This window comes from Anaeromyxobacter paludicola (genome assembly GCF_023169965.1).
Classification (GTDB): Bacteria; Myxococcota; Myxococcia; order Myxococcales; family Anaeromyxobacteraceae; genus Anaeromyxobacter_B; species Anaeromyxobacter_B paludicola.
The window spans coordinates 4,083,889-4,096,756 of the sequence record NZ_AP025592.1; the positions used below are offsets into that span (position 1 = coordinate 4,083,889).

Genomic DNA, 12,868 nt, shown 5'->3' on the forward strand with positions numbered 1-12,868 from the left:
CTCCAGAGCGCCCGTCAGAGCATCGAGTACGGGTCCATGTCGAACCGGACGGCCGCCCCGCCCGGGGGCCTGGCCGCCACCCGGGCGAGCGCCCGGTGGACGGGGCGCAGCGACGCGGCGTCGGGCGCCTTGAACAGGAGGTGCCACCGGCTCTTGCCGCGCAGCCGCTCGAGGGCCGCCGGGGCGGGCCCGAGCATCATCGCCCGCCCGAGCGCCGGCCGGGCCGCCTGCCCCAGCGCCTCGGCGGTGCGCCGCGCGCCCGCCTCGCTCCCCTCCACCCGGACCGCCATCATCCGGCCGTGGGGCGGGTAGGCGAGCTGCCGTCGCCAGGCGAGCTCCCCCTCGGCGAAGCGGGCGTAGTCGTGGGTGCGGGCGCAGTCGATGGCCGGCTCCTCGGGGTGGAAGGTCTGCACCAGCACCCGCCCCGCCTCGCCCCCGCGCCCCGCCCGGCCGGCCACCTGCGCGAGGAGCTGGAAGGTCCGCTCGCGGGCGCGGAAGTCGGGGAGCGCGAGCGAGGTGTCGGCGAGCACCACGCCGACGAGGGTGACGCCGGGGAAGTCGTGCCCCTTCGCCACCATCTGCGTGCCGACCAGCACGTCGAGCTCCCGGCGGGCGAAGCGGGCCAGCACCGAGGCGAGGTCGTCGGCGCCGGACACCGCGTCGCGGTCGAGCCGCTCGACCCGGGCGCCGGGGAGGAGCGCCTTCACGCCGGCCTCGACCTGCTCGGTGCCGACGCCGAGCCCCCGGCGCATCCCGCCGCAGGCCGGGCACTCCGGCGTGACCGGGACCGAGTAACCGCAATAGTGGCAGGTGAGGACGTTGCGCCTCCGGTGGTGGGTGAGCGAGACCGAGCAGCGCTCGCACTGCTCCTCGCGCCCGCAGTCCTCGCAGACCACCAGCGTCTCGTAGCCGCGCCGGTTGAGGAACAGGATCGACTGCTGGCCGGCGGCGAGCGTCTCCCGGAGCATCTCCGCGAGGCGCGGGGAGAGGAGCCCGAGCTCCGGCCTGGCGGCGCCGCGCCCGCCGCCGCGCCGGCGCGAGAGGTCCACCACCTCCACCTCGGGCATGGGGCGGCCGTCCACGCGCTCGGGGAGCTCGAGCAGGCGGTACCTGCCGCGCCGGGCGTTCTCGAGCGTCTCGAGCGAGGGCGTGGCCGAGCCGAGCAGGAGCACCGCCTGCTCGAGCCGGGCCCGCACCACGGCGAGGTCGCGGGCGTGGTAGGCCGGGCCGTCCTCCTGCTTGAAGGAGCCGTCGTGCTCCTCGTCCACCACGATGACGCCGACGTCCTCCACCGGCGCGAAGATGGCGCTGCGCACGCCCACGCAGATGCGCGCCTCGCCGCGCCGGAGCCGGAGCCACTCCGCGTGGCGCTCCGGCGGGGTGAGGCCGCTGTGGAGCACCGCCACGTCGGCGCCGAAGCGGGCCCGGAAGCGGCCGGCGAGCTGCGGGGTGAGGCCGATCTCCGGCACCAGGACCAGCGCCCCCTTGCCGCGGGCGCGGGCCCGGGCGATGGCCTGCAGGTAGACCTCGGTCTTCCCCGAGCCGGTCACGCCGAGGAGCAGGAAGGGCGTGTAGGCCCCGGCCGCCTCCTCCACCGCGGCGAGCGCCGCCGCCTGCGCGGGCGTGAGCGCCGGCGCGGCGGCCGACGCGGGGAGCTCGGCGCCGGCCGGGGCGGGCGCCTCGGCCTCCACCCGCGCCAGCCCGCGCTTCACGAGCGCGGTGAGGGCCGGGCGGGCCTTGGGGAGCGCCGCGCGCAGCTCCTCGAGCGGGATGCGGCCGCGGGCGAGGAGGTACTCGAGGACGGCGCGCTGCGCGGGGGCCCGCCCGAGCCCGTCGAGCGCGCCGGCCGCGCCGTCGCACGGCGCCGCGAACTCCACCGCGCGCCGGGCCGGGGCCTCCCCGCCGCCGCGCGCGTTGAGCCCCGGCGGCAGCGCCGCGCGGAAGAGCTCGCCCGGCGGGACGAGGTAGTAGTCCTCCGCCCAGCGGAGGAGCTTCACGAGCGGCGCGGTGAAGAGCGGGAACTGGTCGAGGACCGCGGCGACGTCGCGCAGCGCCACCCCGTCCGGCGCCGACTCCGGGAAGCCGAGCACGTAGCCGGTCGCCCGCGGGCTGCGCCCGAACGGCACCGCCACCCGGCGCCCCAGGGTCACCTCGGGCTCGAGCGACGCCGGGACCCGGTAGGTGAAGGTGCCGCGGACGGCGGCGGCGACGGCGACCTCGACGAGCACGGGGCGGAGTGTAGCAGCGAGCCGGACGGCGCGGGGGGCGCCCCCTCCCTGTCCCTCCCCGCTGCGCGGGAGAGGGGAACCTCGGGGTGCTCAGGGTGAGCAGGTCGCCGCGCGCGGGGAGAGGGGAGGAGGGGCTCGGGGCCAGCAGCGCCGCGCTACCCTTCCTCGCCCGCCGCCTCGCGCATGAAGGCGCGGAGCGGGTCGCGCAGGTCGGGGCGCTTCAGGGCGAAGGCGATGTTGGCCTTGAGGTAGCCGAACCGGTCGCCGGCGTCGTAGCGCTCGCCCTCGAAGCGGTAGCCGGCGAGCCCCTCCTCGCGCGCCAGCACGGCGAGGGCGTCGGTGAGCTGGATCTCGCCGCCCACGCCCGGCTCCTGCCGCTCCAGGATCTCGAAGACGCGCGGCGGCAGGACGTAGCGGCCGATCACGGCCAGGTTGGAGGGGGCGTCCTGCTTCGGCTTCTCGACCAGCCGGTCGATCCGGATGGTGCGCTCGTCCAGCGCCGCGCCGGCCGCCACGCCGTACAGGTGCGCCTCCTCGGGCGGCACCTCCATGAGCGCGATGGCGCCGAGGCCGGTGCGCGCGTGGCAGTCGGCGAGCTGCTTCGTCGCCGGGACCGGGGCGTCGATGATGTCGTCGCCGAGCATGACCACGAAGGGCTCGTCGCCGACGAGGTCCTTGGCGCAGAGCACGGCGTGGCCGAGCCCGAGCGGCTCCTGCTGGCGCACGGTGACCACGTTCGCCATCCGGGCGATGGCGCGCATCTGGTCGCGCAGCGCCGTCTTGCCGTGCTTCTCCAGGTTGTGCTCGAGCTCGCCGGCGATGTCGAAGTGATCGACGATCGAGTCCTTGCCCCGGGCGCAGACCAGGATCACGTCGCGCACCCCCGCCGCCACCGCCTCCTCCACGATGTACTGGATGGTGGGCTTGTCCACGATGGGCAGCAGCTCCTTCGGGACCGCCTTGGTGGCGGGGAGGAAGCGGGTGCCGAGGCCGGCGGCGGGGATCACGGCCTTGCGGATGGGGCGCGTGGACATGGGCCGGGAATCTAACCGGGTCCGCCCGGAGCGTGAAGCGGCGATTGCCGCGCCCCCGCCCGCGCCGGTAATCTTCGCCCACCATGCGCTCGCTCGCCCTCGCCGCCACGCTGGCTCTCCTCGCCGGGCCCGCCCGGGCCGCGACGCCCGGCCCGATGACCGCCGCCGACCTCGGCGGCATCCGCGCCCTCTCGCTCGGCGGCGCCTTCCGCGGCCTGACCGGCGGCAACGAGGGCATCTTCCTCAACGCGGCCTCGCTCGCCGCGCAGAAGCGCTACTCGCTCGAGGCGCAGTTCGTGACCGACCGCACCGGCGCCGACACCGACGCCCAGTGGCTCGGGCTCTCGGTGGTGGACTCGGCGGGCGCCTCGGTGGCGGCCGGCATGGCCTACACCCGCTTCCCGGCCGGCAAGACGCAGGGCAACGCCTACCACCTGGCGCTGGCGACGCCGATCGGCGAGAGCCTCTTCTTCGGCGTGACCGGCAAGTACTTCCAGGTGGACGGCCCGGGCGACCGGGTCCGCGACCTCAACGCCGACGCCGGGCTCTACTGGCGCGTCAACTCGTACCTCTCGCTCGGCGCGGCCGGGTACAACCTCCTCTCCTCGAGCCACCGCGAGCAGATGCCGCGCGGGGCGGGCGTGGGGATCGCCCTCGGCGACGAGCGGAGCTTCCACGTGGTCGGCGACTGGCGCGGCGACTTCGACCGCAAGGACGCCAAGCTCACCAACGCCTGGAGCGGCGGGGTCGAGTACCTGCTCGCCGAGATGTTCCCGCTGCGCGCCGGCTTCGTCTCCGACGACACGCTCGGCGGCTCGTTCTGGACGGCCGGCGCCGGCATCGTCACCGCGGGCGGGGTGGCGCTCGACGTCGGCTACCGGCAGGCGGTGGACGACGGCTCGCGCCGGACCGTCGGCGTGGCGCTCAAGATGATGCTCCCGGGGATGTAGGGCCGCGCGGCAGCACCACCGGGTCGCCGGTGGCGCCGTTCTCCCCGCGCCAGACCGGCAGCCCCCAGACCGCCTCCACCCGCGCCTCGGTGAGGACCTCGCGCGGCGCCCCCTCGGCCACCACCCGGCCGCGCGACAGCACCACCAGCCGGTCGCAGGAGGCGGCGGCCAGGTTGAGGTCGTGCAGGACCGCGACCACGCAGAGGCCGGCCCGCGCGGCCACCTCGGCCATGCGCATCGCGGCCACCTGGTGGGCCAGGTCGAGGAAGGCGGTGGCCTCGTCGAGGAGCAGCACGCGCGGCTCCTGCGCGAGCGCGCGGGCGAAGAAGACGCGGCGCCGCTCGCCGCCGGAGAGCGCGTCGAGCCGGCGGTCGGCGAGGTGGAGCAGCTCGCAGGCCTGGAGCGCGCCCTCGACGGCGCCCCGGTCGAGCGGCCCGGCCGCCGCGAAGAAGTTCTGGCGCGGGGCGCGCCCCATCATCACCGCCTCGCGCACCGTGAAGGGCCAGTGCACCGGCGGCTCCTGCGGCACGAGCGCGCAGACCCGCGCCACCTCCCGGCGCGCCGCGCGGGAGGGGTCGAGCCCGGCGAGCCGCACCGAGCCCTCGTGCGGCGCGGCGAGCCCGGCCACGAGCCGCACCAGCGTGCTCTTGCCGGCGCCGTTCGGCCCCACCAGCCCGACGAGCTCGCCGGCCCGCGCCGTGAAGGAGACGCGATCGAGCGCGAGGGCGTCGCCGTAGCGGAACGAGGCCTGGCGGACCTCGATGAGGTCGCCGTCGGGGAAGGGCGCGGTCACGGGCGATCGAGCGGGGGGAGGCCGAGGAGCGCCTCGGCGTTGCGGTGGTAGAGCCGCTCGAGCACGTCGCGCGGGAGCCCCAGCCCGGGCAGGTTCCAGTCGCCCTGGAGCGGCGTCGGGCTCGGGATGGCCGGGTCGCGCGTCTCGAGGAACCGGAAGTTCCCGTCGAAGAAGCGGCGCAGCTCCTCGGCGCCGGCCGCCCAGCCCGCGCCGGCGATGACCCCCTTCTCGCCCTCGGCCCCCTCGATCCACTGGAGGTCGGTGCCGAAGAGCACGCGGTCGGGGTGGGCCAGGATCACCGCGCGGGTGGCGGCCCGGCGGCCCAGCTCCGGCGCGCGGCCGGCGGTGTCCACCCACAGGTTGGGCAGCCGGTCGAGCAGTCGGCCCACCTCGGCCGGGTCCTCGGCGTCGTTGCCGAAGTGGACGCCGATGAAGGTGGTGCGGGGGTGGCGCGCCACGCGGCGCACGTACTCGTCGAAGACCTCCTGCCAGGCGGGGTACCGGGCCCGGTCCGCCCAGGACCACTCGGGCGACTCGGCGAGCTCCGCCTCGCGCTCGTTGTCCTCGCCCCGCGGCTCGAAGAAGGCCTTGGGGTCGGCGGCGTGCAGCGAGACCGGCAGGCCGAGCCGGCCCGCCGCCTCGAAGACCGGGTCGAGCGCGGGCGCGTCGACGGGGACGCGCCGGCCGGCGGCGTCGGTCGCGGTGAGCCCGAGCGCCTTGTAGAGGGTGAGCCCGCGGGCGCCGGCCGCCTTGCCGCGCTCGAGCCGCGCCACCTCGCGCCGCTGCCAGCCCTCGTCGCAGCAGCCCTCGAGGTCGAGCCCCATGAAGACCAGGGCGCGGCCCGGGTGACGGGCGGCGGCGGCGAGCTGGGCCTGGAGCGCCTCGTCGTCGGCGCCGCCGGAGAGGTTCACCACCACCCGGATCCCCTGCGAGGCGCCGAGCCGGACGGCGTCGGCGAGCGTGCGGGGGCCGACGTGCTGGTGCACGTCCACCTTGGGGATGGGCAGCGGGCGGAAGCGCCGGGCGCGCTCCGGGGCGTCGCGGCGGAAGGACCACCCGGCGACGCCGAGCACCGCGCCGGTGACCGCGAGGCAGAGCGCGAGCACCGCGAGCCACATGCGCCGGGGTGGGATCACGGCGGCATCCTACCGCCGCTCCCCGCGCCGCAGCAGCCAGAGAAAGAGCGGGCCACCGGCGAAGGCGGTGAGCGCGCCCACCGGCGGCTCCGTCCCGAGCGGGAGGAAGGCGACCCGCGCCACGGCGTCGGCCAGCACCAGGAAGGCGGCGCCGAAGAGGGCCGAGGCCGGGACGAGCACCCGGTGGTCGGGGCCGAGCACCCGGCGCGCCGCGTGCGGCACGATGAGCCCGACGAAGCCGACCATGCCGGAGAGGGCCACCGCGGCGCCGGTGGCGGCGCTCGCGCCGAGGAAGACCAGGGCGCGGGCGCGCCCCACGTCCACCCCGAGGGAGGCCGCCTCGTCGTCGCCGAGCGCGAGGAGGTTGAGCCGCGCCGAGAGCGCCCCGAGGAGCGCCACGCTCGCGAGGACGCCCACCGCCCCCATGGCGAGGGTGCCGGGGGAGACGTAGCCGAGCGAGCCCATGAGCCAGTAGAGCAGCCGCGCCGCCTCGTCGGGGGGCACGAGCACCTTGAGGATGGTGATCACCGCCGCCGCGAAGGCGTTGAAGACGATGCCGACGAGGAGCGCCGCCTCCGGGACGAGCCGGCCGCCGATCCGGCCGAGCGCGAAGACGAGCGCGGTGGCCGCGGCCGCCCCCGCGATGGCGCCGAGCGCGACCGGCGGCGCCGAGCCGAGCAGCGCGCCGGCCCCGGCCGCGACCTGCCCCACGAACGTGGCGGCGAGGAGGACGAGGGTGCCGCCCAGCGCCGCGCCGCCCGAGACGCCGAGCACGAACGGCTCGGCGAGCGGGTTGCGCAGGAGCGCCTGGAGCGCGGCGCCGGCCGCCGCGAGGGCCGCGCCCACCAGGGCGCCGAGGAGGGCGCGCGGGAGCCGCAGCCCGAGCAGGATGGTCCGGTCGGGCTCGCCGCCCCGGAGCGCGGCCGCGAGCGAGACGGGCTGCGAGCCGAGCGTGGAGGAGACGGCGATGGCCGCGGCGAGCGCCAGGAGCCCCGCCGCGACCGTGAGCCCGAGCCGCGTCCCCAGGGCCCGCTTCAAGGCCGGGCCTCGCCGTGGACGGCCGCGTAGAGGGCCTCGAGCGCGCCCGCGAGCCGGGGGCCGGGGCGGAGCGCGTCGTCGTTCGCGAGCCGGCGCACCGCGCCGCGCCGCACCGCCGGGATGGCCGAGAGCCGGGAGATGCCCTCCCTCGGCTCGAGCACGGCCGCGTCGATGACCACCTCCGGATCGTCGGCCGCCGCCTTCTCGAGCGGGTAGACCGGCCAGGGCCGGGTGCCCTGGACCACGTTCTCGCCGCCCACGAGCCGGAGCACCTCGTCGGGATAGCTGCCCGGGCCGGCCACCACCAGGGGGTCGCGCCCGACGACGAACAGCACGCGCACGCGCCGGGCCCGGGCGGCGCGGGCCCGGGCGGCCTCGATGGCCCGGGAGAGCGAGGCCGAGAGCCGGTCGCCCGCCGGGGCGTCGCCGAGCGCGGCGCCGAGGACGCGGGCCGTCGCGAGCACGTCGGAGACGCTCACCACCGGCGTCGCCAGCACCGGCACGCCCAGGTCGGCGATCCGCCGCACCGCCGCGTCGGCGCCGCGATCGGTGAGCCAGAGCACGAGGTCGGGCCGCAGCCCGAGCACCCGCTCCGGCGACGGATCGAGGAAGCCGCCCACCCGCGGCAGGCGCGCCACCTCGGGCGCGTCGTCGTAGCGCGTGACGCCCACCAGCCGGTCGGCGTGGCCGAGCGCCACCACCATGTCGGTGAGGCTCGGCGCGAGCGCCACCACGCGGCGCGGGACCGCGGGCGGCCTCGGCCCGAGCCAGAGCGCGTGGGCGCGGCCCCCCTCCGCCGGCGCGGCGAGCGCCGGGGCGGAGAGGAGCGCGAGGGCGAGGACGGCTACAAGGCGCATGAGACGGCGGACACGAGGGCGTTCCCGTGGGAGTTGGCCGGGCAGATCGGGGAGCCGCTCACGGTCACGGTCCGGGCCGCCGGGTCGAGGCGCAGCATGGCGCCGGAGGCGCGGTCGCCAGCATAGATCTTGCCGCCGCAGAGGGCGACGCTGCCGGGCTGCTGGGTGGTCGCGACGAGCGACTGGACCGTGGGCACGCTGGTGGAGAGGTCCACCGGGAGGAAGCCGGCGCCGGTCGCCGGGGGCGTGGTGCCGTAGGCCTGGAAGCCGCAGGCGACCCAGAGGGTGCTCCCCACGAGCGCCAGCTCGGCGGGGTCCTGGCAGCCGGTGAGCGTGACGGTCTGCGCGACGGTCTGGGTGGAGGGGTCGATGACCGCGAGCTTGCCGTCGCCGGCGGGGTTGAAGCTCGCATCGAGGTTGGCGAGCGTCACGTAGACCTTCCCGGTGGCGCCGACGCCCTCGGTGAAGGGGAGGACGCGGTAGGGCAGCGCGTTCGCGCCGGCGTCGATGCGTGCGAGCACCTGGCCGCAGGAGCCACTCGCGGGGTGGGCGCAGGTGGCCTCCTTCGAGACGTCCACCACCGCCACCGCGTTGAGCGGCGCGTACCCGTAGTTGGCCTGGAGGGCGACGTAGGCGCGGTCCTGCACGAAGCCGATGCCCTGCGGGTTCACCCCCTCGCCCGCCGCGCCGAGCGGGATCTCGTCCCGCACCGCCTTCGCGACCGGGTCGATCACCACCAGCGTGCCGGCCGGGGCGTTGGAGGCGTAGAGGAGGCCCGCGTGGACCGCGAGGTAGGAGAGGTCCGAGTAGCCGACGCTCGTGAGCGTGACCGCCTGGTTCTGGATGGCGCGGGTGCCGGCAAAGGTCACGCGCGAGAGGGTGTTGCTGAGGTCGTTGGCGACCCAGAGCTCGCCGCCCACCGGGACGAGGGCGTCCGGGCCGGCGTCGGTGGCGAGCGGCTCGCCGGCGGCGACGAGATCCTGCGTCGCCCCCTGGATGGCGTTGGTGTCGAAGCAGGCCGCGTAGACCGCGACCGCGCAGGTGCCGGTGGCGGCGCAGTCGGTGCAGACCCCCGCCTGGCAGGCCTCGCCGCTGCCGCAGGCGTGGCCGCAGGCGCCGCAGTTCTTCGCGTCGGTGCGGATCGAGGTGCAGGCGTCGGAGCAGACGAGCTGGTCGCCCGCGCAGACGAGGTCCTTGCTGCAGCCGGAGAGCGCGGCGAGGGCCACGAGGAGGAGGGTGGTGAGGGCGGTGCGCTTCATGGGGCTCCTGGGGTGGTGCTCCCGGCGCGCAGGACCAGCAGGATCATGCGGCCGGGGAGCGGGTTTCCGAACGGATCGGTGAGGGTGCGGTCGTCGAGCAGGTTCTTCACCTCCACGCCGGCGCGGACGTCGGGCCGGGAGAGGAGGCGCAGGGAGGCGCCGGCGTTGAGCGTGGTCGCGGCCGGGACGGCGAGGAGGTTGCGCGAGTCCTGGTACTGCGACGAGACGTGGTGCAGCTCCACGTGGCCGCCGAAGGGGCCGGGCGCCACCGCCAGCCGGGCGTAGACGCGGTGGCGGGGCCGGTGCGGCACGTCGCGCCCCAGCTCGGCCGCCTCGCCGCGCAGGGTCTCGGTCACCTGGTAGGTGTAGGCCGCGGCGGCGGAGAGGCCGAGCGGCCCGACCGGCGCGCTCGCCACCTCCGCCTCGAGCCCCGCCGCGGACGCCTTGCCGTCGTTGAACGGCTTGAGCCGCCCCTGGCTCGCCGGCTGGTAGACGATGAGGTCGTCGTAGAGCGCGCCGAACGCCCCGAGGCTGGCGAGCCCGAGCCGGCCGTCGGCCACCAGGGCGGCGTCGGCGGTGAAGCTCGTCTCGGAGGCGAGGCCCGGGTTCGGCTGCAGGATGCCCTGCTGCAGGAAGAGCTCGGCGAAGCTCGGCGCGCGGAAGGTGCGGCCGGCGCTGGCGCGGACCGAGAGCGGCCCCGCGATCGCGAGGCTCGCCCCGAGCTTGCCCGAGAGCCCGCGGTACTGCCCCTGCGCCTCGGCGCGGCCGGCGGCGGTGAGCCGCAGCCGGCCGTCGGCGACGGCCGCCTCGTGCGAGAGCGCGACGGCGGCCCGCGGCCTGGCGCGCGCGTCGCCCTCGCCGTCGGACGAGAGCCGCTCGACCCCGGCGCGGAGCTCGGCGTCGGTGACCCGCGCGCCGCGGGTGAGGGTGGCGCCGAGCCAGGCCTCCCCGTCGAGGTCCCGCTGCCGGAACGGGTCGGGGCGGGTCATGGCGGCGAGGGTGTCGGTGCGGTCGAGCCGGCCGGAGAGGCCGGAGGAGAGGACGAGCCCGTCGCCGAGCTCGCGCGCGTGGCGCACCAGCAGCGCGGCGCGCAGGTCGTGCTCCCAGTCGCGCGGCGTGAGCTGGTAGGGGAAGCCGGGGAGGTCCCGCTCCCCGCCGGAGAGCTGCGCCAGCCAGTCGAAGCGGCCGCCCGCCGCGTCGAGCCAGCCCTTCGCGAGCGCGCCGCCGCTCGCCACGTCGTCGTGGGTGCGCGTCCGCTCGATCCGGGCGCTGCCCGGGACCGTGGGCCGCTCGGCGAAGAGCCAGGTGAAGTCGCCCTTCGAGCCCTGGGCGGTGGCGGCGACGAGCGCGCCCCAGCCCTCGCCGCCGAGCGCGACGTCGGCCGAGGCCGCGCCGGTGGAGAACGAGCCCCAGGAGAGCTCGGAGGACCAGCTGCCGGCGGCCGCCGGGCGGGTGACGAGGTTCACGACGCCGCCGAGCGCGCCGGCGCCGTAGCGGGCCCCCTCGGCCCCGCGCACCACCTCCACGCGCGAGAGCCACTGGCGCGGCACGGTGGAGAGGTCGAAGCCGCCGCCGGCCGCGCCCGAGAGCGGGAGCCCGTCGAGGAGCACCTTCACGCCGTCCGAGTTCGAGCCGCGGATCGAGACGGTGGAGAGGTGACCCAGCCCGCCGTACTCGTTCACCGCGACGCCGGGCGCGGTCGAGACCAGCTCGGCCACCTCCTTCGCCTCGCCGGCGAAGCGGCGCGCCTCCACGACCGAGGCGGCCGCGGTCGGATCCGCGGCGACCTCGGCGCGGGGGACGCGGACCACCACCTCGTCGAGGGTGACGGGCGGCGGCTCCTCGGCGGCGGGCGCCGGCGCGCCCTCGCCGGCCGCGGCCGGGACGGGCGCGAGCGCGAGGGCGCCGGTCGCCGCGAGGGCGAGCGCGAACAGGCGGGCTTCGCCCCCGAGGGCGTGACGGTCGAGCGCCAAGTCTTCGCGTCTCCTTCGGACGCGGACCCGTTGATGCGCCGCGAACCATTCGCGGCGCTGCTCGGAGGGAGGTCTCCTGGCTCCCGGGGTGCGGCGACGACGCCGCGGCGTCTGCGGCCTTCCCTCCGGCGCGACGGCCGGAAGTGGCTACTGCGTGCAGACGCTTGACCCCGGCTACAGTGGCGGGACCGCGCCGGACTTGGACCGGCTTCCCTGTTCCTCCGAGCGGGTGAAGCGGCTCGGTGCGTAACCTTTCGCGTCGCCGCCTGTCAAGGACGCCGGTCCGCGGCGCCGCGCGGCGACCTCGGCGGAAGGTGCGCGCCCGGCCCCTTCGCGTGCGCCACCTTGGGGCCGGCGGCGCGGCTCGCGGGCGGCTCCGCGGCCGACAGGTGGGCGCGGACCTTGGCGAACCAGCCCGGGCTCACCCCCTTCACGCGCGTGACCTGCTCGGCGGCCTGGAAGGGGTGCTGCTGCCGGTAGGCCACGATGGCCTCGGCCTTCTTCCGCCCGACGCCCGGCAGCCGCATGAGCTGGGCGGCGCTGGCCCGGTTGAGGTCGATCCGCTCGCCCGGCGCGAGCGGCTTCTTGGCGGCGAGGGCCGGGGCGGCCGGGAGGAGCAGGGCGGCCGCGAGCGCCGCGGTGGCGAGCCGGCTCACGGCGCGAGCTCCGAGAGGCCCGCCTCGGCGCGGGTGGGGCGCGGGCCGTCGAACGGGCGCGCCTCCCGCACCTGCAGCTTCTGGTGCGGGCCGAGCGGGAAGGCGTCGAGGTAGAGCGAGATGGAGCCGTCCTGGTTGGTGAAGGCGCTGCCGATCTTCATCCAGTAGGCGGCGCGGTTCGGGTCCTTGCGGTCGATGATGGCGAACACCGACAGCTGCTTCTTGTGGGTCGTGGGGTCGTTCACAGGCGCTCCCTTGCGAAGGCGCGCGCGGGAGTGCGCGCGCCGCGCACCGGGCATCGCAAGGCGCGTGCCCTCGCCGAGCGCTCGCCGGAGCGCGCCTGCGCTCACCGGGAGCGGACCGCGCGGCGGACGCGGGGACGGCGCGCGGACCGGGGAGGGCGGTCCTGGGGCGGCGCGAGCCGTGGTGACGGATCAGTGGAGCCGCGCGCCGAGCCGCTCCACCGGCCGGGCGCCCTCGCAGCGCATCCACTCGGCGGTGTCGAGCTCCACGGCGTCCTCGTGCGTGCCGGCCCGCATGAGCAGGGTCCGCTCCCGCGCCAGGTCGGCGTCCACGTAGATGGGAAGGCCGAACATCCCCAGCGCCGGCTCGGCGCCCGCCTCGCAGGGCTGGAACAGCTCGGCGAACTCGTCCTCGGTGGCGAGCCGCGCCGGCGCGCCGGTGGCCTGCTCGAGCGCGCCGAGGTCGAGCCGCTCGGCGGCCGAGACGACGCACAGGGCGAGCTTCCCGTCGAGCCGCACCACGACCGGCTTCGCCACTCTGCGGCCGCTGATGTGCTCCGCCGCCGCGAGCCGCTGGGCGGTGACGGCGCGGAAGTGGAATCTCGGCTCGCTTCCGGCGTGGTGCTCGTGCAGGTGCGCCTCGATGCTCCTCGGGATCATGGCGGCCTCCTCCGGGAGGGCGCGCGGCCCTCCGGTGAACGA

At 77.0% G+C, this 12,868-nt stretch carries 12 protein-coding genes and 1 riboswitch; of the genes, 1 reads left to right on the forward strand and 11 read right to left on the reverse strand.

Features of this window, described 5'->3' with window-relative positions; translation table 11 throughout:
• Positions 1–14: 14 nt before the first annotated feature.
• Positions 15–2,228, reverse strand: coding sequence for a replication restart helicase PriA (gene priA, locus AMPC_RS18190; RefSeq protein WP_248342937.1), 2,214 nt, complete (start codon positions 2,226–2,228; stop codon positions 15–17).
• 155 nt (positions 2,229–2,383) lie between these two features.
• Entirely contained in the window at positions 2,384–3,262 is an 879-nt protein-coding gene (galU, locus tag AMPC_RS18195) for a UTP--glucose-1-phosphate uridylyltransferase GalU (RefSeq protein WP_248342939.1), read from the reverse strand.
• Positions 3,263–3,345: 83 nt separating this feature from the next.
• Here galU and AMPC_RS18200 point away from each other — a divergent pair, with 83 nt between their 5' ends.
• The gene (locus AMPC_RS18200) at positions 3,346–4,212 is read left to right on the forward strand and encodes a PorV/PorQ family protein (protein ID WP_248342940.1); all 867 of its coding nucleotides are present in this window, start codon (positions 3,346–3,348) and stop codon (positions 4,210–4,212) included.
• Here AMPC_RS18200 and AMPC_RS18205 read toward each other — a convergent pair.
• From AMPC_RS18205 to AMPC_RS18245, 9 genes are all read right to left on the reverse strand, one after another.
• Complete coding sequence (locus AMPC_RS18205) at positions 4,187–5,005, reverse strand: ABC transporter ATP-binding protein (protein ID WP_248342942.1); 819 nt, start codon at positions 5,003–5,005, stop codon at positions 4,187–4,189. The genes AMPC_RS18200 and AMPC_RS18205 overlap by 26 nt on opposite strands.
• On the reverse strand, positions 5,002–6,141 hold the full coding sequence (locus AMPC_RS18210) for an amidohydrolase family protein (RefSeq protein ID WP_248342944.1): 1,140 nt from the start codon (positions 6,139–6,141) through the stop codon (positions 5,002–5,004). Before AMPC_RS18210 ends, AMPC_RS18205 begins: the two co-directional genes overlap by 4 nt.
• Positions 6,142–6,150: 9 nt before the next feature.
• Positions 6,151–7,179, reverse strand: coding sequence for a FecCD family ABC transporter permease (locus AMPC_RS18215; RefSeq protein WP_248342946.1), 1,029 nt, complete (start codon positions 7,177–7,179; stop codon positions 6,151–6,153).
• A complete protein-coding gene (locus AMPC_RS18220; protein WP_248342948.1) occupies positions 7,176–8,036 on the reverse strand; it encodes an ABC transporter substrate-binding protein in 861 nt (286 codons plus the stop codon). Before AMPC_RS18220 ends, AMPC_RS18215 begins: the two co-directional genes overlap by 4 nt.
• Positions 8,024–9,295, reverse strand: coding sequence for a hypothetical protein (locus AMPC_RS18225; protein ID WP_248342950.1), 1,272 nt, complete (start codon positions 9,293–9,295; stop codon positions 8,024–8,026). The genes AMPC_RS18220 and AMPC_RS18225 overlap by 13 nt, the downstream gene beginning before the upstream one ends.
• Complete coding sequence (locus AMPC_RS18230; protein WP_248342952.1) at positions 9,292–11,268, reverse strand: TonB-dependent receptor; 1,977 nt, start codon at positions 11,266–11,268, stop codon at positions 9,292–9,294. The genes AMPC_RS18225 and AMPC_RS18230 overlap by 4 nt, the downstream gene beginning before the upstream one ends.
• Before the next feature lie 69 nt (positions 11,269–11,337).
• Positions 11,338–11,512: riboswitch (cobalamin riboswitch) on the reverse strand.
• A gap of 25 nt (positions 11,513–11,537) precedes the next feature.
• Entirely contained in the window at positions 11,538–11,924 is a 387-nt protein-coding gene (locus AMPC_RS18235; RefSeq protein WP_248342954.1) for a ComEA family DNA-binding protein, read from the reverse strand.
• Positions 11,921–12,169, reverse strand: a complete 249-nt coding sequence (locus AMPC_RS18240; RefSeq protein ID WP_248342956.1) for a hypothetical protein — start codon at positions 12,167–12,169, stop codon at positions 11,921–11,923. Before AMPC_RS18240 ends, AMPC_RS18235 begins: the two co-directional genes overlap by 4 nt.
• Before the next feature lie 189 nt (positions 12,170–12,358).
• The gene (locus AMPC_RS18245) at positions 12,359–12,826 is read right to left on the reverse strand and encodes an aminoacyl-tRNA deacylase (protein ID WP_248342958.1); all 468 of its coding nucleotides are present in this window, start codon (positions 12,824–12,826) and stop codon (positions 12,359–12,361) included.
• Between the last annotated feature and the right edge of the window lie 42 nt (positions 12,827–12,868).